Source organism: Maribacter sp. R77961 (genome assembly GCF_044594925.1).
Taxonomy (GTDB): domain Bacteria; phylum Bacteroidota; class Bacteroidia; order Flavobacteriales; family Flavobacteriaceae; genus Maribacter.
This window is the reverse complement of sequence record NZ_CP138991.1, coordinates 1,837,027-1,860,644: the sequence shown is the minus strand read 5'-3', so window position 1 is coordinate 1,860,644 and position 23,618 is coordinate 1,837,027. Positions and strand designations below refer to the sequence as shown.

14 protein-coding genes are annotated in these 23,618 nt (G+C 38.0%); 1 reads left to right on the top strand and 13 read right to left on the bottom strand.

Annotated features, from left to right (window positions below; genetic code table 11):
* Nucleotides 1-97: 97 nt before the first annotated feature.
* The 7 genes from SJY09_RS08090 to SJY09_RS08060 all read right to left on the bottom strand — a co-directional run bounded on the left by SJY09_RS08090 (nt 98) and on the right by SJY09_RS08060 (nt 12,657).
* Nucleotides 98-1,621 (bottom strand): M20/M25/M40 family metallo-hydrolase, encoded by a 1,524-nt coding sequence (locus SJY09_RS08090; protein ID WP_396638444.1) that lies wholly within the window; start codon nt 1,619-1,621, stop codon nt 98-100.
* A 132-nt stretch (nt 1,622-1,753) separates the two neighbouring features.
* Nucleotides 1,754-3,745 carry an excinuclease ABC subunit UvrB gene (gene uvrB, locus SJY09_RS08085; protein ID WP_396638443.1) on the bottom strand — a complete coding sequence of 664 codons (1,992 nt, stop codon included), beginning with the start codon at nt 3,743-3,745 and terminating at the stop codon, nt 1,754-1,756.
* A gap of 167 nt (nt 3,746-3,912) precedes the next feature.
* Nucleotides 3,913-5,646 carry a T9SS type B sorting domain-containing protein gene (locus SJY09_RS08080; RefSeq protein WP_396638442.1) on the bottom strand — a complete coding sequence of 578 codons (1,734 nt, stop codon included), beginning with the start codon at nt 5,644-5,646 and terminating at the stop codon, nt 3,913-3,915.
* 22 nt (nt 5,647-5,668) lie between these two features.
* Nucleotides 5,669-8,374 (bottom strand): T9SS type B sorting domain-containing protein, encoded by a 2,706-nt coding sequence (locus tag SJY09_RS08075; protein WP_396638441.1) that lies wholly within the window; start codon nt 8,372-8,374, stop codon nt 5,669-5,671.
* A gap of 107 nt (nt 8,375-8,481) precedes the next feature.
* A complete protein-coding gene (locus tag SJY09_RS08070; protein WP_396638440.1) occupies nt 8,482-10,875 on the bottom strand; it encodes a T9SS type B sorting domain-containing protein in 2,394 nt (797 codons plus the stop codon).
* A 30-nt stretch (nt 10,876-10,905) separates the two neighbouring features.
* Nucleotides 10,906-11,736, bottom strand: coding sequence for an ABC transporter permease (locus SJY09_RS08065; protein ID WP_396638439.1), 831 nt, complete (start codon nt 11,734-11,736; stop codon nt 10,906-10,908).
* An 18-nt stretch (nt 11,737-11,754) separates the two neighbouring features.
* Nucleotides 11,755-12,657: an ABC transporter ATP-binding protein gene (locus SJY09_RS08060; protein ID WP_396638438.1), complete on the bottom strand. Its 903-nt coding sequence runs from the start codon at nt 12,655-12,657 to the stop codon at nt 11,755-11,757.
* A gap of 88 nt (nt 12,658-12,745) precedes the next feature.
* On the opposite strand from SJY09_RS08060, the gene SJY09_RS08055 reads away from it, so the two are divergent.
* The gene (locus SJY09_RS08055) at nt 12,746-13,831 is read left to right on the top strand and encodes a hypothetical protein (RefSeq protein ID WP_396638437.1); all 1,086 of its coding nucleotides are present in this window, start codon (nt 12,746-12,748) and stop codon (nt 13,829-13,831) included.
* Here the strand turns inward: SJY09_RS08055 and SJY09_RS08050 are convergent.
* From SJY09_RS08050 to SJY09_RS08025, 6 genes are read right to left on the bottom strand one after another with little or no spacing between them, the layout of a single operon-like run.
* Nucleotides 13,828-14,886 carry a nucleoid-associated protein gene (locus SJY09_RS08050; protein ID WP_396638436.1) on the bottom strand — a complete coding sequence of 353 codons (1,059 nt, stop codon included), beginning with the start codon at nt 14,884-14,886 and terminating at the stop codon, nt 13,828-13,830. The two genes, SJY09_RS08055 and SJY09_RS08050, sit on opposite strands and share 4 nt — an antisense overlap.
* 45 nt (nt 14,887-14,931) lie before the next feature.
* Nucleotides 14,932-15,429: a hypothetical protein gene (locus SJY09_RS08045; protein WP_396638435.1), complete on the bottom strand. Its 498-nt coding sequence runs from the start codon at nt 15,427-15,429 to the stop codon at nt 14,932-14,934.
* 26 nt (nt 15,430-15,455) lie between these two features.
* Nucleotides 15,456-16,490, bottom strand: coding sequence for a heme A synthase (locus SJY09_RS08040; protein ID WP_396638434.1), 1,035 nt, complete (start codon nt 16,488-16,490; stop codon nt 15,456-15,458).
* Between the two features lie 59 nt (nt 16,491-16,549).
* A complete protein-coding gene (locus SJY09_RS08035) occupies nt 16,550-18,490 on the bottom strand; it encodes an OmpA family protein (protein ID WP_396638433.1) in 1,941 nt (646 codons plus the stop codon).
* A gap of 10 nt (nt 18,491-18,500) precedes the next feature.
* Nucleotides 18,501-19,463: a type IX secretion system membrane protein PorP/SprF gene (locus SJY09_RS08030; protein ID WP_396638432.1), complete on the bottom strand. Its 963-nt coding sequence runs from the start codon at nt 19,461-19,463 to the stop codon at nt 18,501-18,503.
* Nucleotides 19,464-19,483: 20 nt separating this feature from the next.
* Complete coding sequence (locus SJY09_RS08025; protein WP_396638431.1) at nt 19,484-23,590, bottom strand: gliding motility-associated C-terminal domain-containing protein; 4,107 nt, start codon at nt 23,588-23,590, stop codon at nt 19,484-19,486.
* Between the last annotated feature and the right edge of the window lie 28 nt (nt 23,591-23,618).

The window sequence follows — 23,618 nt, the reverse complement described above, 5'->3', positions numbered from 1 at the left end:
AAAGAAATTATGGTTGTTATGTTTTAGTGACCATGATAGTTGGTTTAGTTGGTTAGTTTGGAAAAGCACTTTGAGGAATTGAAGTGCTTTTCTTGGTTTATAAAGGTTCCGTGAGTATAGCCAAACAAGATACGATACCTTCTTTTAAATTACCCAAACGGAGGTTTTCATTTGGTCCGTGAATGCTATTATCAGGGTTTGGAATTCTAATGGATACCGCAGGTACGTTAAGCGTTCTTATAAAAGGAGCCATAGGTTGCGAGCCACCCGTTGTTCTCATATTTACCACATCGTCTCCAAAAACCCTGTACATTGCCTTATTGAGAAATGTACCAATGGGGCTGTTCATTTCTGTTCGGAACGGTAAGGACCCAAGTCTATAGGAAAAGGATGCTAATTTAGGATGTAATTTCCGTTCTGCTAAAGATGGGATGGAATCTACAATATGATATCCCTTTCCCAGAATGTAGTTTTTTAGTAGGCTCATTTGTCTTTTTCCGCTAGTTTCAGGTACCAGTCTCATATCTATTTCTATAACTACCTCTGATGGTATTATGGTACGTACTTCCTTGCCCGTCCAGGCGGCTTTTAGGCCCCTTACGTTTAAGGAAGGGTATTGCAGTGCTTCTTGATAAGTACCTCCGACTGCATCTCGTCGAGCAATTCCTAAATACTGTTTAATGCCATCTATATTTTCTGGTATTAGGGCTAGTCTTGATTTATCCGCTTCGGTAAGTGTTACTCCTTCATAAAAATCAGGAATGCTTACACGGCCATTTTCATCCTTAAGTCCTCCAATTAATTTTGAAGCCTCAAAAACAGGGTTCGGGGCAAAGTTTCCATATTGCCCACTATGCAATCCATACTTGGGTCCAAAAACCTTTATTGTCGCAGTGGCTATTCCTCGTGCCCCGTAAGTTAGTGTTGGGAGATTAGAGAGGTGTCTTGTTCCATCCATGATAAACAACATTTCTGCTTGCAATAAGTCTCTATTTTCTTCGACAGCTTTAGGAAGGTCAGGAGAGCCAAGTTCTTCTTGAAAATCCATAATGACCTTAATGTTGAATTCTGGTTTGATTTTTTTTGACTGTAGAATTTGTAGTGCGGAAATAAGTGCTATTGCAGGTCCCTTTGAGTCTGATGCGGAACGAGCAAAAATTCGCCATTCGGGGTCTACTTTTTCATTTATATTTTTAAAGTCAATCGCTGTCCAGTCATCCTCTTTTTTTTCTTTCAGAACGGGTTCAAAAGGGTTAGCTTGAAACCACGCTGTAGTGTCCACTGGTTGTCCATCAATTTGCAAATAGAACAAAATATTTTTTGCATTTTCATGAAACTTTTTTTCGGCGAAGAGTAGGGGAGCCCCTTCTGTTTTTATGGTTTTGGTCTTGAATTCTAACGCGGTAAAAACACTATCGCACCATTGTTTGTTTTGAGCTATTTGTTCGGGAAAATTACCATCATTTTGTAGTCTTAAAAAATGTCGTAAATTGAAAATAGTTTCTACTAATTTATTGTCAGCGGCTTTATTTATTTTGCTCGTCGAAAGTTGTTGCGAGCTAGTAATTTGAGATAGCAAAAGACAGGAGCCAAAAATAATAAGTACACGAATTTTCATCATAAATTTAGTAGTTTAATAGTTTTAGACTTGTCTAAAAAAAATATCAAATAGTTATTTTCCAGATGATTAAGTTCTTTTATATTAAGTTTTAGTTCTGTTCTATGAAAAACACCTCAATTAAGTAGAAAATGACTAGTTCTCCTGTTCTTGAAGTACTTTTATTTCATCTCTAAGCTTCGCTGCCTGCATAAAATCTAACTCTTTTGCAGCCTTTTCCATGGCCTTTCTTTTGTCCCTGATAAGCTTCTCTATTTGCTCTTTTGTTAGGTATTCTAGGTCTGGTTCAGCAGCTCTTAATTCTTCCTTTTCAAAGTGGTAAGTAGAGACGGAATTTTTCGCTAGAACGCTATCCAAATTTTTCTTCAAGGCTTTCGGGACTATATTATTTTTGGTGTTATAATCTATTTGTTTTTGGCGTCGGTAATTAGTTTCGTCAATCGTCTTTTGCATGCTGTCCGTAATTTTGTCGGCATACATTATGGCCATTCCATTCAGATTTCTTGCAGCTCTTCCAACGGTCTGTGTCAGGGATCTGTTGCTACGTAAGAAACCTTCTTTGTCGGCATCTAAAATTGCCACTAATGATACCTCTGGAAGGTCTAATCCTTCCCTCAAAAGATTCACTCCTATGAGCACATCAAAAATGCCTTTTCTTAAGTCTTGCATTATTTCAACGCGTTCCAAAGTATCTACATCACTGTGAATATATCTGCATCGAATACTTATTCTATCCATGTATTTTGCTAGCTCTTCCGCCATCCGTTTTGTTAAGGTTGTAACAAGGGTACGTTCGTCCTTTTCAACACGTTGTTGTATCTCTTCAATTAAATCATCGATTTGATTTAAACTGGGTCTTACTTCTATTATCGGGTCTAATAATCCTGTCGGACGAATAACCTGTTCCACATAAACTCCTTGACTTAATTGTAATTCGTAATCTGCAGGGGTTGCGCTTACATAGATAACCTGATTTTGCAACGCTTCAAATTCTTCAAACTTTAGAGGTCTGTTGTCCATGGCCGCGGGAAGCCTAAAACCATATTCTACCAAATTTTCTTTTCTAGAACGGTCACCTCCATACATAGCGTGTACTTGTGGAATGGTGACATGACTCTCGTCTATGACCATAAGGTAGTCGTCTGGGAAATAGTCTATTAGGCAAAACGGTCTTGTTCCTGGTTCTCTCCCGTCCAAATATCTAGAATAATTCTCGATTCCGGAGCAGTAACCAAGCTCTCTGATCATTTCTAAATCAAAGTTTGTACGCTCCTCAAGCCTTTTCGCTTCAAGGGGTTTACCTATTTCTTTGAAATAGTCTATCTGCTTTACTAAATCGTCCTGTATATTGTGTATGGCATTCTGAAGTACGTCTTGTGAGGTAACGAACATATTCGCGGGGTAAATGGTCAAGTTCTCATAAACCTCAATGACATTGTTATTAAACGGGTCAAAAGCTTCAATCTCCTCAATTTCATCACCAAAAAAATGGATGCGGAACGCGTGGTCGGCGTAACTTGGAAACACATCTACTACATCTCCCTTTACCCTGAAATTTCCGTTTCTGAAGTCAGCCGTTGTTCTTGAGTAAAGACTCTGTACTAACTGATGTAAAAACTTTGTTCTTGCTATTACTTGGTCTTTTTTAATGGCGATTACATTCTTTTGAAATTCGACCGGGTTTCCAATACCATATAAACAGGATACTGAGGCGATGACAATAACATCTCGTCTTCCGGATAATAAGGATGAAGTTGCACTGAGCCTTAGCTTTTCTATGTCCTCATTTATAGAAAGGTCCTTTTCAATGTATACACCACTTGTAGGTATGTAAGCTTCTGGTTGATAATAGTCGTAATAGGATACAAAATATTCCACTGCATTATCAGGAAAAAATTGCTTAAACTCCGAATATAGTTGTGCTGCAAGCGTTTTATTATGAGCAAGAACTAAAGTAGGTTTTTGAACTTCCCTTATTACATTGGCCACTGTGAAGGTTTTCCCCGAACCGGTAACACCGAGCAAAGTTTGGTATTTTTCATTCTGGTCAAGTCCCATGCTTAATTCCTTAATAGCATTGGGCTGATCACCGGTAGGCTTAAACTCTGATACAACATTAAATTTCATCTATTAAAAATACAAAACCACTGTTGTAAAGCGGTGTCTTTTTAATCAATAATGAACGATATACTTTAATTGTTGATAAAATTTTACATATCGATTCTATTTGGTTCTAAGACGATGATTACAGTATCCCATAAAGGAATAAGGTATTTTCTCAGAAAGGCTGATCTTTATCTCTTTAGCGAAAAATGACCTTTTAGTTCTTGGTTCTCAAGGGAAATAGCATTGAACCAATAGTCCGACGCTGGAAGAAGCCTTCCGTTCACCATACCATCCCAACCTCTTGAGGTAGGTGAAATCTGAGCTAGTAATTTTCCGTAACGATCGTATATGGTAATGGTACTTATATTTACTTCTCCAGTTGTAACAGGCGGAATATATTGCCAAAAATCATTTACTCCATCCCCGTTGGGCGTAAAGAATTTTGGAAAACCTTCTAAGGTCAAATCTTGTTCAACGCGTTCCTCATCGGAACCACAGCCTCCTTTATCCCTCACATATACGGTATGTGAACCACTGGGCACATTGGTAAAGATATTGCTGTCTTGGTATGGACCGTTAATATTGTCCAAAGCATATTCATAAGAACCTACACCTTGTACTATAGTCTCTAAGCGTAATCCAGAGAGTTGCTCCGTCACTAATACCGTACTTATCCTTGGAGCTTCGGAAACAACAACGTTGAATGTTTTACTAGTGGGGCACTCTACGGTGTTTCCGGACTGAGCAGCGGTATTAAATGCTTCATACCTATACTCGCCCAATTCTGACAATTCTACTTCTGCAGTGGTGGATATGAGTGTTTCGCTGCCACCATTCTCTATTTTGTACCATCTGTAGCCCTCTGCTATATCTGTTGCAGTAAATGTGGTACCTCCATTATTTAAACAGATTCCGACCTCATCTGGAAAATCTATTTCTGGATTAATAAATATCAATTCTCCCGTTACCGCATCAAAATAAGGACCACACCCAAGTATTGTAGAAAATGTTTCTTGTGCACATCCAATAGCATCACCAGAGGTATTGAATGGAACGATAGTGACAAAAAATGTTCTGTTCGGTTCAAAATCGATTACAAAGGTAGAATTCGTATCGAACACCGCATTTTCCAAAATGTCCTGATCAAATGGAGAAGTTCCTATAGATAATCGATAACCTGTGGCCCCGGCAACTGGATTCCATTCTAAAAAGGGAGTTAGTGGAACATTAATGGCTCCGTTCGCCGGAGTTATTAAACTTGTACAATTCGGCAGTACGGCAACCGCTCCCGTGGTAAAGGTCGTTTCCGTGCATGAAGTGGCAGAACCATTTTCATTATACGGCGTTATGGTTATATATAATAGGGTGCTCGCAGGTAAATCTGCAGGAGGATTATAAGTAAGATTATTGCCAACATCTATATTGTTGGCAACATCGATTCCGTTTGGTGTTGTACCAATTGAAACGAAATAACCGGTTGCGGTAGGGGCATAGTTCCATGAAATATTACTTGCACTGTTCACATTCGTTGTGCCATCTAAAGGAAAACTTATCGTTGTGCAAAGTGGGGCCGTTGTCACATCTCCTGTTGTGAAAGACTGACTTGGACAGGTAATATCCGGTAGGTTAAGAAAGAATAGGGTAATGGTTACATAAATTTCTGTATTCTCCGGTAAACCAAGTGGAGGTGTGTATGTAGTAACGCTACCAACAGCCCTCTGGTTTATAATATCGGTTCCATTGGGTGTGGTTCCTAATGAAATGATATAACCGGTAACTCCAGGAATGTTTTCCCAGGTGATTGCAGTGTCTACAGGTACATTTGTTGAACCATCGACTGGCCCAATTAAGCTCGGGCAATCTTGGGAATAAGTTATGTTCCCGATTAAAAATAAAAGCAAAATAATAACCAATTTTTTCATTCGCTATGCCTCCGGAATTGAATTATTTCTTTAGTGAAAAATGACCTTTAAATTCCCTGCCATCTTCTAAAGTGGCACTAAACCAATAGTCAGCAGCTGGCAAGACCCTTGAATCTTTTGTTCCATTCCAGCTTGGGGAATTCGCATTTAAATTCACCAAACTTTTACCATACCGGTCAAAAATGTTTACCGTGCTGTTCATTTGAAAATTTTCATTTACTCCGATGAGTTGCCAATTATCATTTATGCCATCTCCGTTTGGAGTGAAGAATTTGGGATATCCTATTACGGAAAATTCTTGCTCGGATATGCCGCAGCCATTACTATCTCTCACATACATCGTGTAAAATCCTGGGGCTATTCCTTCAAAAAAGTTACGCTCTTGATACATAAAACCATCCAGGGAATACTCATAGTTTCCATCACCTTCCGTAAAAACCTCTAGCGTATTATTTGCAGAAATATCCTTAATTTTAATATTCTTTATTACCGCAGGATTAGAGGGGAGTACTTTAAAATCAAAGCTGTCTTCGCAAATGAACACACCAGTACTCGTGATGTATTCATAAGCAACGGTCAATGAATAGTTGCCGGTCTCCATGATATTAACAGCATCATTGGCCGAAATTGTTTCCTGTACTCCATTTACCTCTCTCGTCCATAAGTAACGGTCGTAACCTGTTGGTGCACTTAGGCTTAGTTCTGGGTTATTGGTGCAGATTAAATAGGCCTCCTCTAATGTAACAAACGGTGAAGGTTGCACTACTAGTTCTACTGCGACGATATTTTCACATTGATTAGTATTTTCTTGTCTTGCGTAGATTGTAGTGCTATGGGACTCATAAGCGCCGACTAATGCATTTTGCTCTAAAGTTGCATCTTCCATATTGGCATAGAATGCAGTATCAAAATTTGAAAAGTTTTCGATTTTAAGTTTTTCCAAATCGAAAGTTGCGATGGGTTCCCCGTTTTCATTTATTGCGCACTGGTATGTATATAATGGGGCATTCAAATCTGGAGGTATTAGAATGATTTGAAGCTCTAAAATACCAAAATTCTCACAGTTGAATTCGTTAACTGATTTATAATAAATGATTTGAGTAAAAGGAGTGCTGTTGGTATAATTTTCAATATCTGAGATTACCTTATCATTTAGTACATCTTCTTGTGTCTCATAATAATAATAGGTCTCATTTTCATTCGTATTTATCTGGTTGAGATTTACTTGGGTTATACCATCGGAGGGGTTTATGATATCACATTGCCTCAATATTAAATTTTCTGCTTCGGGAATGGGGTTTATTCTAATTACGGCTTCCCCTAGGACGGGGCATTTTTGGGGGTCGGAAAAAACTATTTCAAGTTGATATCTTCCTTCATCAATGTGTTGAGAACTATCAACAGTAAGAAAATAATTATCAGGATTACTAAACGGAATACCATCTTTACTCCAATTGTATGTAGCATTTACCTCTTCCGTTGTTTCAAGCCTAAATGAATCGCCTTCGCAGATTTCTAAGTAGGCAGAAGATTCTCCGTTCTCGTCTACCAATAAATCGGTTTTATTGAAAAAAGACTGTATAAAAGGGGGTAGACCTTGCGTGCTATTACGGCCAGAAAGAGTAACCGCTCTATGGCTATAGTTAGCGCCCGTTCCTTTGGTATCCGGATTATTTATTACACTCAAGAATGGTTTTCCGTTGAAATAATCATCCGCCAGTGTTCTGTAAACCTTACCGTTATTTCCAATCTGTAACGCACCTCTGAAAATAGGGCTTCTGTCTAACTCTATTTTTGAAGCCGAAATGTCAGAAGCTTCTATGTCAAACTGCAATAATAATGAAAGAAAAGACTCCTCTTGCTCAAAAAATCTTGTCGTATGGGCATATAAAAACTGTCCTTTTGACGAGAATTCTATTCCGTATGGTAGTTGCCCAATTTCATTAACTGAAATATCCTGTTTATTCGAAAATATACCGGTATCACTATCAAAATCGTAAAGCTGTAGTCCGTCACCCATATTGGCGCTTGCCATTTTGGATCCATCAGGGGAAAATTTTATATAACCCCTAGGGTCTTCTATTCGTAAATCTGAAAAGGTAGTCTTGATCGAAGCCGTAGACACGCCTGTGCTACTCACCTCAAAAGCATGATAGGTATTGAAAATAGGTGTTAAGCCATCTTCTGAGGCTAAGGTCACTACCCAAATAGACTGATCAAAACAATTCTTAAGTAGTGCTGCTACTTTTTCAGAACAATCTTTCAGAAGATTAATATTCTTTTCCACGACAACACCATTACCATCGTTCAAGGAAATATCTACGATTGAATAATTAAGTCCGCGATCAGCATCGGCCTCCGTAATAGAGGTGTCTACAGTAAAAATATAATAAATGTTCGGGTCTTCCGGTTTGGGAACTATTATGGCAGATTGGGTGCTAGAAGGGTCCCCATATAAGCCAGTACCGTTCTCCATAGTGTTATGGTTTCTATCGTAAACGAAAATTCCGTCAGTGTAGAACAAAAGGTCACCAAATGGGTCAGAGATAGAAGCACAGCCTTCAACGGTATTAATTCTCCCGTCTGTTAAAGGTGATACGCTGCCGTCATTATTAAATTTTATTCCTGCCCTGTTTCCAAAGTACCATGTAGCAGTTTCTCCTTGTCCAAAAAAGAGACAAGGGGTTAGTAAACCAATTAGTAAAACTAAGGTTATTATTTTTTTCATAGCGTCCTCGAAAACACTACAATATAAGGTAAATTGACTTTTCTTAGTTTATTGATACTGTTAAATAGGATGAAATGCTAAAGTCATAGCGGTATTACCTTAAAGTTTTACCGCTTTAGGCTGAAGTGTCCTTTAAGCACCCGACCATCTTCTAATTTAGCCTTATACCAATAATCGTCCGGGGCTAACGCTTTATTGTTGTAGCTGCCATCCCAACCCTTTTCGGTAACACTAACTTGTTTTAAGAATTTTCCGTACCGATTAAAAATAGATATCTGGCTGCTGGATTGGTAATTTTCGTTTAAACCAATTATTTGCCAATGGTCATTAGTTCCGTCCTGATTTGGAGTAAAGAATTTAGGAAACCCGACCACTGATACTTCATCCGTTCGAATACCGCATTCGTTTAAATCCTTAATATATATCGTTATTATACCTGGGTCTATAGCATTAAAGAAGGTACTTTCTTGGTATGTGAATCCATCTAAAGAATATTGGTAGATGCCATCACCTTCTGCGATAATTTCAATGCTATTTTCATCTTTGCCATCCTTAATGATGACATTTTTAATACGAGCTATGTTAGAGGGGATAACGTTAAAACTATGTTCATTGAAACAAACTGTATTACCCTGATTAATTTTTCCAATTCTTAATATATATTCTCCTGGCGAATTTATGGAGATATCCGGTCCTAAAGTGATAGGTGTGCTGTTGGCATTATTTCCCTGAAACCATTCGTAGTGGTCGAATCCAGTAGGAGCATTTAATGCCAAATCACTACCATCTGTACAAAGTATAATTTCTTTTGGAAAATCAATTTCTGGTAGGGGGTTTACTATCAATTCAATGACCTCGACCCCTTGACACTGTCCGGCATCTTCTATCCTTACATAGTAATTTCTAGAAACTGTTTCTATCGCTCCACTTATTGCATTTAATTCTAAAGTAAGATCTGTAAGATTTTCAAAAAATGCGACATCCAAATTAGGATATTCTTGGGTTGCAATAGCATCCAAATCAAATGTTCCTAGAATTGCTTCTCCCGCGGTATTTGTTTGGCAACTATAGTATGGACTTTGTGAGCTTAGACTCGCCGTAGTGGGTTGTACATTAAGTTCAATTGTACCTTCATTAATACAGTCATAGCGGCTATTGGTTGCTGTATAGTATATTATTTGTGAGAATGGCAATGTGTTTTTGTAACCAATAAGTTGTTCTATAGGAATATTATTCCTTTGATCTTCTTCACTTGAATAAAGTTGAAAATCATACGTAGCGTAAATATCATTAACGAATAGTTGCTCTAGATTAAATAGAGTAATACCATCAGTTGAGTCGCTCTTATCTACATCGCATTGCAATAGGGTTATACGTTCAGGAATTGGACTAGAAACTACTTCCAAACTTATAGGAAATATCGTGGTACAGTCTGTTACATTTACTGCACTTACTCTTGCAAATAAGATATTTGATGGACTTTCTATAAAATTTAAGTTAATAGGATTTATATCGTTCTCTACATTAAAACTATTCTCAAATAGTTGAATCTCGTACAAAGATGAGTCGGATAGTAGGCTAGCGATATCGTCTTTAATTTCGTTAATGCTAAAACGTTCTAATCCATCGGCATTTTGATCGCATGACACATAATTAAAATCAGATACATTTAGAAATTCATTGATGTAAACTTGAAAAGATTTTATCTCAAAGCAACCGTTCGCAGAGCGCACCTTCGCGTAAATCGTTCTTAGGGGAAATGGGGAGTTGTAATGTTCCGGATCTTCAATTTTATCAGTTTCGTCATATGCATTCGCTAAGTTCTCGAAATAGGAGAACCTTAGCCCTGGCTCACTGGTTAGTACGGTATTATTTACTGTCAAGTCAATATCTGTCTCTGAACTGCCTATACAAAGTTCTATATCATTTGGTTCGTTAATTTCGGGAAAATCATTGAACTCCGCAGTCCCTGTCCAGTCTAGACTAAACCCACCACTACCGTGTGGGCGATCTATCAACAAGTAATATACCTCTCCTGCAAGAACATCCAACGAAGCTACGTAGCTATTGCCATCTGCTCCTGGTCCTTCTGAATTTTCTCTTTCAGACCCTCGTAATCCCGTCGTATTATAGGACAGCATGGCATTGTTAGGATTAGTTGTTGAGCAGCGAATAGGAGCATCAAAATTTCCACATCTATTACTTGGTCCAAAAATATAGAAGTCGTAGTCAATGGAAAGGCTGGAACCATCAGGAGTTATATCAAAAGCTAATTTTCCACTTTCAGCTATATTTAAACGAAACCAAAGACTATTCACCTCTTCAAAAGAGCAGGGGTTGGAGGTGTTGTCCAGTTCCTGTATTCCAAAACCTCTGGAATTTGATTCTATTTGACTATTTCCACAAACAACGATAGCATCCGCACAATCATTTGCGAATTGGGCAAGTAGTACCTCGGGACAAATTAAAAGTAGTAATAAACTTAGCCTCTTTAGAATCACAAGTTCCCGATTTATTAAGGGAACAATATACTATAAATCTCTTTTCTTTAGTAAAGCATAGGATGAATAGATGAAAATAGCCGTCCAGACAAGCACAATAAGAACTTCATACCAGTGTACGTGGTAATTAAGGTTAATCTGTTCACCAACCTGACTGGCAACTGTCTGTACTGCTTCTATTCTGGTTACAGGTTCTTTTATGAGATTGAACATGGCTTGTAATGGAAAAAAGCTCATGATTATTTCCGTTGTATCCGCTTCAAAAAGCTTCCACCGAATTAAACCTCTAAAAACCAATTCGAAAATTTGCCAAAGTACTAGAAAACCAAGGGCAAAGGCAGAGCGCTTGACCAAAATCCCTAAAAATAGACAGAAGGAGAAAAAGCCAATAAGTTTAACAAAGAAGGCCAATAGAAATTCTAAATCAGAAAAAATTATTGATAACTCGTCAAAATCAGAAAAAATTAAGCCTAGAATCAATGAAACTACGAAAACAAAAACGGTAGAAACCAAGGCAAAAGTTAATACGGTCAAGAACTTAGAAAGGACGAATTCTTTCTTTGATAGCCCATCGATGAGGTTCTGTTTAATAGTTTTGTTGCTATATTCGTTAGCCATCATGGACACGATAACTATCGCCAAAAAGAGTTTAAAGAAAGCCGTTACAAAGGTATTGAAATGCCATATGTAAGGAAAATTGAAAATACCAACCTCCGCTAAGCGCACGTTTGCACCAAAGGGAAATTTGATGACGGATATTAGTGCAATCGAGGTCAATAGCACAAAATAGGATATGATGAGCACCCTACTTGCTCTGTTATTCCAAAGTTTTATGAATTCTATTTGTAATAAGCGTATCATTCTTTTGGTTTAAGGCTGTTAGTTGCTTTGGTTCTTTGTTAAAGTCAAGAATTGTTCTTCTAGACTTTCTTTACGTTTCACCAGATGAGAGAGAATTATGCCTTTATCAAAAAGGGTCTTGTTAAAATGCTTCGCATCCATTTCTTCTTTAAGAAATGCCGTGATTAACTCGCCTTCTTGCTTAATTTCTCCAAAGTTGCTGTCTTGCTTAAGAAATGAGATTAACGTATCCTCGTCATCCGTTTTTAATTCAAAAAAGCCATGACTGGCAAGCATGCCGTCGACACGGCCAGCATATAGTTTTTCTCCTTTTCTAAGAATGACCACATGACTACATACTTTTTCAACTTCATCCAAGAGGTGAGAGGCCAAAAGTATGGTGGTTCCCTGAGAGGCAATTTTCTTTATAATTTCTCGTATTTGATGGATTCCTTGTGGGTCTAAACCGTTTGTGGGTTCATCAAGAATTAGAATTTCTGGATCGTTCAGTAATGCAGAAGCAATAGCTAAACGCTGTTTCATCCCCAAAGAATAGGTTTTGAACTTACTGTTTTTACGTTCTAAAAGCCCTACCAACTCTAATTTTTCTGCAATCTTCTCGTTGGATACTTCCTTTATCTTACAAACGAGCTTAAGATTTTGTACTGCCGTCATGTAAGGATAAAAGTTAGGTCGCTCTATAATAGCGCCTACCTTTTTTAAAGCCTCATGTGTAGAAGTGTTACCATCGAACCAAGAGAAGGCCCCTGTTGTTTTGTTCACTACGTTTAAAACTATGCCTAACGTGGTAGATTTTCCGCTACCATTGGGTCCTAAAATGCCATACACATTTCCTTTTTCTATAGTGAAGGATAGATCTTTAACGGCGGTTAGATAACCAAACTTTTTGGTAAGGTTACTTACGGTCAGTATTTTCTCCAAAATGAAGTTGCTTTTTGATTGATATACTTACTTGACGAAGAAAGCCTAACTTTGTTACAAAGCCTAGGTGCAATTTTAAAAAGTTACAATGAGCGAAGAACGATTAATGTCAAAGAAAAAACCTGCTTACCCCGTGAACAAGGAGTTGGATGGCTATTTGGCAAATTATAATCGAAAAATTGAGATTCCTATTTTTTATGATGACCTCCTTCGCTTTTCTGGTTCTGTGGTAGTTTACAATTCTAATGATGAGGATACCCTTTGGATAAGAGTGTATTACTCGGAATTCGATAGACAGGAAATAGACGATAGCCTCAAGAAAGTATATTCTATTCTACATTCTGATGGTAGTGAGAACATAAACCAGTATCTTAATGTGGATGCCGTTGATTTTTGCACTTTTGGAAATTCTAAACCTTTTCGTATTAAGATCAGAAATATTCTAAATGATAATTTTACATATTTCTATATAAAAAAAACAGATGCCTCCCGTATTTATGGTTTAGAGCTAGAACATATGCTTTCCCCTTATAATCTAAACTTTTTGGTGTATAAGGACACGCTAATAGAAGAGCATATTGCTGGGATTCCAGGAGATGAATTTATAAGGGATATGCTGCCAAAATGCACGGAGCCCGAGAAGTCACAATTGGCCAAGGAGTTCGTTAAATTTAATGAGCGTTGCATGATTCGTTTGCTTGGGGATATGCGTGCCTATAACTATGTTATTGTTCCCACTCATGATTTTGACCATGTAGTATATAAAATTAGGGCAATAGATTTTGATCAACAATGTTTTGAAGGTAAGCTAAAGGTTTATCGCCCGCAGTTTTTTAAAGAAAACTATCAAATGGTAGAACTGGTTCGCGCTAAACTCTTGCGCGATTCTGTAGATCAATATAAGTTAGAGGAACGTTCTATTGTGGCTAAACGTATTCTTAGTTCCGGTAACCGCATAAAAAAGCTCAGGGCAATTTGTAAAAAGGATATTATTTCTACTAATGAAAATATTGAAACACTTAGAGAACAAATATTGGAACTTACCCAAGACATGGACTTTAAAAAGTGCAATACCATGGGAGAAGTTCTGGATTTGGCCTTGAACTTTGTTCGTCGTAACTATGAAGATGTTAGTATGAAACAGATTATTGAGCAGAATATAAAAATGCCCTAGCTCTTCTGTTCCTTATTGAAATACACGAGATAGTAGTACATCTGTCTTTCCTCATCCCAACCTTTTTCAACAAATTTTTCAGCTGATTCCGGATTAATGAAATCCATCTTAATCTGAATATTCGTATCCAGATTAATTACATTCTTAATCTTTTTCCTAGCATCGGAAACCGCTTTGTTGGCAATATCAAAATTAGAAACATCTTCAATACTGTACTTGGGTCCTTTTTCTACTTTATAATGTTTAAACTCCGGAATAAGTTCTGGGTTTTCCATTACTTCGTTCAGGAAATTACTTTCTTCAAATGCATCATTTTTAGCAAAATGATTTACTGCCCTGTTCATGAACAATACCTCTTGTTGTTTGTCCTCTGCAGGTAATACTACATCTTTTGCAAAGTTTTGACAAAACTTCAGGTAATTCTTAGTTTTAAAATTGTCATCTGATAGTACGTCAACATCTAAAAAGTTCTCTAGCCAATATTTAGTATCGTACTTATTGCTATCAACGGAAAGCACCTTATACCCTTCTTCCTTATCAACGTTGAGAATAAGACAGCCTTTGTCAAGTTTATTTATATTAATACCTTGTTGTACTACTATATCTAGGTTAGCGTCTTTTTCTTGAAATTGAAGAAAGTCATGTTTTAACTCACTTTTAAATATACCAACAGCATCTACTTTTTGATTATCTAGTAGCACTCCTGTTAAATAGGTGACATATACCTCTCCACTCTTAATATGAGGGTGATTGGATTGCTCAAATAAATGTGTAGCTATTTTTTTGGAATTATAGTGGGTGCTAGAAGTGTCGGAGAAAATTTCACTGACTATTTTATGGAGTTCATTGAACTCAACATCAACTTCATTACTAAGTTTAAAATAGTTTTCTTCTTTTTCCCTGAACGGTTTAAAGAAATACTCTTTTAATAATCCTGTAGTCTCGTCGTTTAAGGCAAAAGGCTCTGACGACAAAAAAACACCTTCATTTTTATTTTTATTGCCAACGCGATGAATTGAAATATTCTCAATTTGAGTAGCATAAAGATTAATCATAGATCGTAACTATTAAGTTAAGTAAGCTATACTTGAATTTTATTTTTAATTCCAGTTTTCATCAAAATCTAGGTCGTCATAGTTTTCGAAGGTATCATCGAAATCAAAAGTACTATTCTCTGACTCAAACTTTTTCTCTGGAGGCGTTTCCGGCAGTTCTCCAAAACTGAACAAAACATTTGGATAAGCCCTGCCATCCTCTTTTTCAACAATGTCTGCCAATTCAACGAAAAACGTCCACATGTTTAAAAAGTCATAAACATAAATCAGTTTCGGACTTTTTGTGGTCATAATGTCCTCTAGGAACGTTTCGTTCATTAAACGCACGTCCGATCCCGATTCGCTCATGTCAAACAAAGCAATTTCTTCATCTTGTTTCCAATCTTCATCACAGGTATAGAAAGATGCCATCTCATTACCTAAAAAACCAAAAGCTTGAGTAACGGCGTTGTGGAATTCCTCAAGGGAAGTGTGTGCTTCAACCTCTAGGTCCCTGAAAATGTCCTCCTCCGCATCAAGTATAATTCTAATTTTATAAACCATTACTTCAATTTTGTGGGATGGCAAAGTTACGAAGTTTTCAGACTTGTTTTAGGCTTTAGGGCATCTAAAACTAAATAGAACTGAACCCCGAACAGAATAGATGCCAATACCAGATGAAGTGGTTGACTGGCAAAGGGGAAGTCTAGATAATACATGGCTATTCCAGAGCATATTTCTACCACTAAAATAAATAGCACCCAAAATATTTTAATATGCCCTAGTTTTAAATTAATTATCCTGTAAGCCAGAAGTGCATTTACTAAGACAATAGCAATGGAGAAAGACCTATGAAAATAAAATTTGAAAGTAGGATGCTGTAACCAGAGGTTTTTTGCCTGTTCACCAACCAGATCTATTTGGTTATCAACAAACTGCCTTACTTGCGTCCCTAGAACTACTTGTACTAGGGTGAAAATTAACGCTACAACCGCTATTGTTAATGTGTTTTTATCATAGGAGATTTTTTTGTCTTCCTTATTAACGCTAAAAATGATGTAAAGTAATAGTGCCACTATCAATAGTGCCATTAGCATATGTGTGGTTATCTTAACGGGTTCTAAAACAGAATATACTACGGTAGCCCCTAACCATGCCTGAAAACCCATTCCCAGAACAACTAACCAGGAAAATAGGGTAATTTGTTTTTTTTCTTTCCAGTATTTAACAGATGCGAATGCTAAAATCAGTGTTGCTAAACCAGCGAGAGCACCTAGGAGTCGGTTTATGTATTCTATCCATGTATGCCAAGGGTTAAAAATCGCATAATCGTGTTTGGTGTATTGCTCCCAATTTTCGTCACTGAATTTTAGACCGGTAATAATATCCTCTTGGGCAACCCGAAGTGTTTCGTTGAGAATAATAACCTGGCCTTTCTCAAATTTTTTATTTGGACGCCATTCCAATACGGAGGCTTCTGTAGGCGGTATATAGTACCCAAAACACTTGGGCCAATCCGGACATCCCATTCCGCTTCCTGTCATGCGCACAACGGCACCTGCAACAATCACTAGATAAACTAGTATTAATGCTATTTTGGCTATTTTTCTAAATCTAATTCGCATCTTCACCTTTGACAAAAATACGGCACAGAAGCGATTTTTCTTAATTATTCGAAGTCAAATTATTTAATTGTAATGAACTCTGTTCTATTATTTTCCTCATGCTGAATTTTAGAGCATTCTACATCATCCGAACAGTTATTAATGAGCTGATTCTCGCCGATTCCCTTTACGGTAAGACGTTTTTCTGAAATACCCTTATAAATCAAATAGGCCTTAATTGATTTTGCCCTTCTTCGTGATAACATAACGTTTATAAAATTATCTCCGCGGCTATCGGTATGCTGTTTAATTTCAACTTTCAGAGTAGGATTCTCAGATAGGTGGGTTACAAGTTTGCCAAGAATTGTTCCAGCGGTATTGGGAAGAGTGGATTTTCCTTTTTTAAATTTAATCTTTTCAATACCTAATAAAACACCAAGGTCTTCCCCGGAGGTATTTTCGGTATCCTCTGGATCTAGTACAAAATCTAAATTATTCATTTCTGTTATAGCGTCATTTGAGAACTCCAGAGATAATTTTTTAAATTCTTCTTTTTCGCCTTCTATCATTAATACCTCGAGAGTGCAGTTTATGGAAAAAATGTATTCTCCGCTATCGTTAGTTCTAACTTTGTCTATTAATTGATAATCAGTATCATATAATTTTACATTTACATTAGGTATTGCGCGTCCCTTTGGGTTTTTTATTATTCCTTTGAACACCCTTTCTTTACAACTAAAATCTAATGGTATGGTCTCTTCAAAATAGTAAATATCGTCACCGCCTTGACCTCCCAATCTATTTGATGCGAAATACCCTCTAACATTCGTCTCATTAAAAATGAAGGCAAAATCATCAGCGACGCTATTTACAGGGTTTCCAATATTCAGAACTTTGGTTTTTTCTCCAGCCCTACTGCTGGCGGCAAAAATATCCAGTCCGCCCAGACCTGGATGTCCGTCAGAAGCAAAATAAAGTATATTGGACGGAGAAATGAATGGAAAAGTTTCCCTTCCTTCCGTATTTACTTCGATTCCCAAATTAATAGGTTTTCCGTACGTTTTGTCTTGATATATGTCAACATAAAAAATATCTGAGTTACCGTAGGTTCCTGGCATATCTGAGGCAAAATAAAGCCTAGTGCCATCTTGGTTCAAGGACGGATGTGCTATGGAGTATTGATCGCTATTAAAGGGAAGTTCTTGGATGTTTTGCCAGGTACCCGCTACAAGTTCTGCTTTGAAAATTTTAAGTCTGCTAACTCCCAGAGTATCTCTAACGAAATTACCATCTTTAAAATTATTCCTAGTGAAAAAGACCGATTTACCATCCTTAGAAAAAGTTGCGGAACTCTCATGTGTCAATGAGCTTAGGTCATTTATATACTCTATTGGGGAACTTTTTTTGTTTATTGTATCAAATTTGGTAGCATATAGATTTAGGAATGGCATTTTATTCCATCCGTGTATTTTCGTCTTTCTTTTTTTAACCTTACGTGCGGATGAAAATATAATTTTGTCCATGTAAAATGCAGGCGCAAAATCTGATACCTCAGAATTAAAATCTACATTGTAAATTTCATACCGATTAGAAACATTTTCTATTTCCTTTAAATAATCTGGCTTTTCCAGATACTTTTCTAATCTAATATCCCTCAATGCAGTATCTTTCATTTGGAGTAATATCCTATTAGATTCATCGTATCTCCCAAGTGACTTGAGGCTTTGCGCATATCGATATAAATATTCAGGGTCCAATTTTTTATTAGCCGTCATATACAATCCGCGATACCATTTTGCCGCTGTTTCGTAATCTGAGTTGAAATAGTTTGCATCACCTAGTTTTCTATACACTTCTACATCTGTATAATACTCGTTTATTAATGCTTCATAATCTTCAATAGCATCTGCATAGGCAAATTCATCGAAATTTTCCTCGGCCTTACTCATTTTTGAACTTTGGGCTACAACGAAAAGACAAACAAAAAGAAATCCTATGGTTAATCTGTATTTGAATATCATCTGTATAAGTTTAAAAGAATCGAGGTGTTAACACTTTTCCGTATTTACCTCTTATTTTAGATTTTGATTTACTTAAAAGTTCATAACGTAGAAATACTTCTACTGATCCATTATTAAATGAGGTACTACCAAGGGTTGAAATTTCTCTATCATAAGCTATTCCCAGCATTAAGTCAGTTGATAGCTGAAAACCTGCCAATGCGCTCCAAGCGGCGTCCCATCTATATGCAGCACCTAGTGTAAACTTATTTCTGTACATAAAATTGGCGGAAATATCGATTTGTAAAGGTGCACCGGCAACTCCTTTTAATAATAGGGCAGGTTTAAATTTATAGTAATCATAGATGTCTAGTACTAAACCGGTAATTAGGTAATAGTTTAGACGTTCTTCAGCAATCAGATTTTGATTTTGTCCAGATGTATCAAAATATTCTGTCTCTAATATGTTAGGGGCCGATAATCCTAGGTAGAACTTTTGGGTATAATAGTATATTCCAAAACCAAAATTTGGTGAAAACCTATTATCCACAACAACTTCCGTACCTGAGTTAATAGAAGTGTCTATGGTTCTAAGTCTTGAAAGGTCTATATTCAAAAGATTTCCTCCAGCCTTTAAACCAAAGCTTAGATTACCTTTATCAGAAACTGGAATTGTATAGGAAAAAGACCCATCAAAGTACGTTTCCTGATTTGTGCCGTTTCCTATCTCGTCATTTACGATTGATAGACCTAAACCAATTCTGTTTCCAATAGGGGAATGAATGTTGAAAGTCTGAGTTACAGGGGCACCATCTAAACCAATCCATTGAGATCTGTATAAACCAGCTAAGCTTAGCACTCCTCTACTACCTGCGTAAGCGGGATTAATGGCTAGGGTATTATACATATATTGAGTATACTGCGCGTCTTGCTGTCCATTACTATAGATGGATATTAAAGTGACAATTAGGCCTATTATTATTTTTGACTTCATCTTCTGCTTTTCTTTAAGGCTTATTTATTAATGTATAAATAGCCTGTAATACTTTCCGACTTGTTATTGTCGCTATACTGTATTACGTAAAAATATACGCCAGAGGGAAGATCCTCACTTTGCTGTAATGTTATTCTACCATTGGAAATACCTTCAAATACAATGGAAGAATTATTGTAACCTTTGGCGTCAAAAACCAACACCCCCCATCGATTATAAATTTTCACGGTATTGTCTTGAAAACGTTCAATATTTTCTATTAGGAACCGCCCATTATTGGTTTTTTGGACAAGTAAATCTGAAACTATAGTTGGTTTGTTACAGTTTACATCCAATGGAGGAGATCCTCCTATGGAATCACAGGCATCATTTGGGTTTGTTCCGTCTAGTTCTTCCTGAATATTCGTAATACCATCCCCGTCACTATCTAAAGGGTCAGAAATTATACCTTCGGAATAGGGGTCCGTTCCGTTATCGAATTCCTCGCCATTAATTACACCATCATTATCACAGTCCGCCGCTCTCCAAATAGGATTACCGCCATTAAAACCAGTGTAACCTGCTTGTTGTGCGGGATCACACGGATTGTTCTGGTCGGTTCCGTTCGCGATTTCAGTAGCGTCGTTTACGCCGTCCCCGTCGGTATCCTCGGATATGGAATAGGGGTCCGTTCCGTTATCGAATTCCTCGCCATTAAGTACACCATCATTATCACAATCCGCCGCTCTCCAAATAGGATTACCGCCATTAAAACCAGTGTAACCTGCTTGTTGTGCGGGATCACACGGATTGTTCTGGTCGGTTTCGTTCGCGATTTCAGTAGCGTCGTTTATTCCGTCACCGTCGGTATCCTCGGATATGGAATAGGGGTCCGTTCCGTTATCGAATTCCTCGCCATTGAGTACACCATCATTATCACAGTCCGCGGCTCTCCAAATAAGGTTGTTCCCATCAAAACCATTGTAACCTGCTTTTTGAAATGGATCACACGGATTGTTTAGGTCAAAGTTATTTGCAATTTCCGTATCATTATCAATTCCGTCCCCGTCGGTATCCTCGGATATGGAATAGGGGTCCGTTCCGTTATCGAATTCCTCGCCATTAATTACACCATCATTATCACAGTCCGCCGCTCTCCAAATAGGGTTACCGCCATTAAAACCAGTGTAACCTGCTTGTTGTGCGGGATCACACGGATTGTTCTGGTCAAAGTTATTTGCAATTTCCGTATCATTATCAATTCCGTCCCCGTCGGTATCCTCGGATATGGAATAGGGGTCCGTTCCGTTATCGAATTCCTCGCCATTGAGTACACCATCATTATCACAGTCCACCGCTCTCCAAATAGGATTACCGCCATTAAAACCAGTATAACCTGCTTGTTGTGCGGGATCACACGGATTGTTCTGGTCGGTTCCGTTCGCGATTTCAGTAGCGTCGTTTACGCCGTCCCCGTCGGTATCCTCGGATATGGAATAGGGGTCCGTTCCGTTATCGAATTCCTCGCCATTGAGTACACCATCATTATCACAGTCCACCGCTCTCCAAATAGGATTACCGCCATTAAAACCAGTATAACCTGCTTGTTGTGCGGGATCACACGGATTGTTCTGGTCGGTTCCGTTCGCGATTTCAGTAGCGTCGTTTACGCCGTCCCCGTCGGTATCCTCGGATATGGAATAGGGGTCCGTTCCGTTATCGAATTCCTCGCCATTAAGTACACCATCATTATCACAGTCCGCCGCTCTCCAAATAGGAGTACCGCCATTAAAACCAGTATAACCTGCTTGTTGTGCGGGATCACACGGATTGTTCTGGTCGGTTCCGTTCGCGATTTCAGTAGCGTCGTTTACGCCGTCCCCGTCGGTATCCTCGGATATGGAATAAGGGTCCGTTCCGTTATCGAATTCCTCGCCATTGAGTACACCATCATTATCACAGTCCGCCGCTCTCCAAATAGGATTACCGCCATTAAAACCAGTGTAACCTGCTTGTTGTGCGGGATCACACGGATTGTTCTGGTCGGTTCCGTTTGCAACTTCAATAGCGTCGTTTATTCCGTCCCCATCAGTATCTATTCTACGGATACAGCTTGAATAAAATGAGCCGTCTATTCTTAGGGCACCTGGGCCACTTTCAGTAATTATTAATGTTTGTTCTCCTGGTTCTAGAACCGGTATACAAATTGTTTGAGGGTTAAAGTTTATTGAACCATTAGGATTTATGATTGTTGATAAGGCGCCATTTAAATTAAATACTACTTCTCCACTAATATTATTAAAACCTAGAACTAAACATATTTCAGAATTTGACGGTACTGTATTAAAGGATAATTCTAGAAAATCTGCGGATGAAGAAAAATTACTAGTAAAAACCCCATCAGGTGCTCCATCTGCAAATTGAGAACTATTGAAACCAAAGGAGGTTACTAGAGTTCCCCCTTCTGAAACATATTCCCCGTCGCAATAGGGGTTTGTTGAATTATCCGAATCATTAGTTTCAGTTATATTATTAATACCATCGCCATCGCAGTCTGCTGATTGCCACACCGGATTGGTAATATCAAATTCTTCATAACTTGGATTTTGTAGAGGATCGCACGGATTACTCTGGTCGGTTCCGTTCGCGATTTCAGTATCATCGTTTATACCGTCCCCATCGGTATCATCGGAAATGGAGTAGGGGTCCGTTCCGTTATCTAATTCCTCGCCGTTGAGTACGTCATCGTTATCGCAGTCTGCCGCTCTCCATATAGGATTGCTCCCTTCATAACCAGTGTAACCTGCGGATTGGGTAGGATCGCACGGATTGTTCTGGTCGGTTCCGTTCGCGATTTCAGTATCATCGTTTATACCGTCCCCATCGGTATCATCGGAAATGGAGTAGGGGTCCGTTCCGTTATCTAATTCCTCACCGTTGAGTACGTCATCGTTATCGCAGTCTGCCGCTCTCCATACAGGATTGCTTCCATCAAAACCTGTGTAACCTGTGAATTGGGTAGGATCGCACGGATTGTTCTGGTCGGTTCCGTTCGCGATTTCAGTATCATCGTTTATACCGTCCCCATCGGTATCATCGGAAATGGAGTAGGGGTCCGTTCCGTTATCTAATTCCTCACCGTTGAGTACGTCATCGTTATCGCAGTCTGCCGCTCTCCATACAGGATTGCTTCCATCAAAACCTGTGTAACCTGTGGATTGGGTAGGATCGCACGGATTATTCTGGTCTGTACCATTAGTGACTTCGGTGTTATCGTCAACCCCATCTCCATCACTATCAAAATCACAGCCATCTGGAATACCATCGTTGTCAGAGTCAAGATTATCATCAAATCCTGGACATTGATCTAAACTATTCTCGACTCCGTCATTGTCATCATCAATATCGAAAGTTTGCGGATTGGAAATAGCAATTGTTTGAAAGGCTAGCCCAACAAGCCTTTCCGTATTACCATTTCCACTATCCCTTAGTATTCCTGCTCTATAATTAAAGGTACTTGTTTCAGATAAAAATTCCGCTCTGGCCACATAGGCTTCATTATCATTTATATCCTCATTGGTCTCATTTGTTCTAGCTTCAAACCTACCTACTGGGAAGTACTCTAGATTAGTGGGGTTACTTGTAGTATATGTGTCAAAACCTGATATAACTACATACTCTCTTAAATCGAATCCATCACCATCTATATCATAGGTATATACTTCCAAATCAAGCTCTACTGCGACGGTATTATTTGAATTAAGTACAAATTCAAAAAGAAAATCTATATAGGCACCATCTTGTGAACCATTTATAATTTCATTGTCGTTCAACTGAATGATTGGATTAAAATCTGAAATTCCTGTAGAAAGAACTGAAGTATTGTCATCAAAAGACAATAGTGAGCAAGCCTGTGAACCTATAATTGTTACTAAGGCGTCTACTGCTATTCCGTTATTAATTGTAGTAACGTTTGAAAACTTATATTGAGTTCCTACCTCTAAAGAATTACCAGTATTAATTATGGGGTTCCTAAGGTCTAAAGATTGTTGAGCAAAAGTTGACTGAATAAAAACACAGCAAAATAATACAGATGTAATTTTTAAAAAGGCTTTTGAACTTATTTTAAAGCAATCCCTTATAATCATGGTTAGGTTAATTAGCGTCTACTATAAA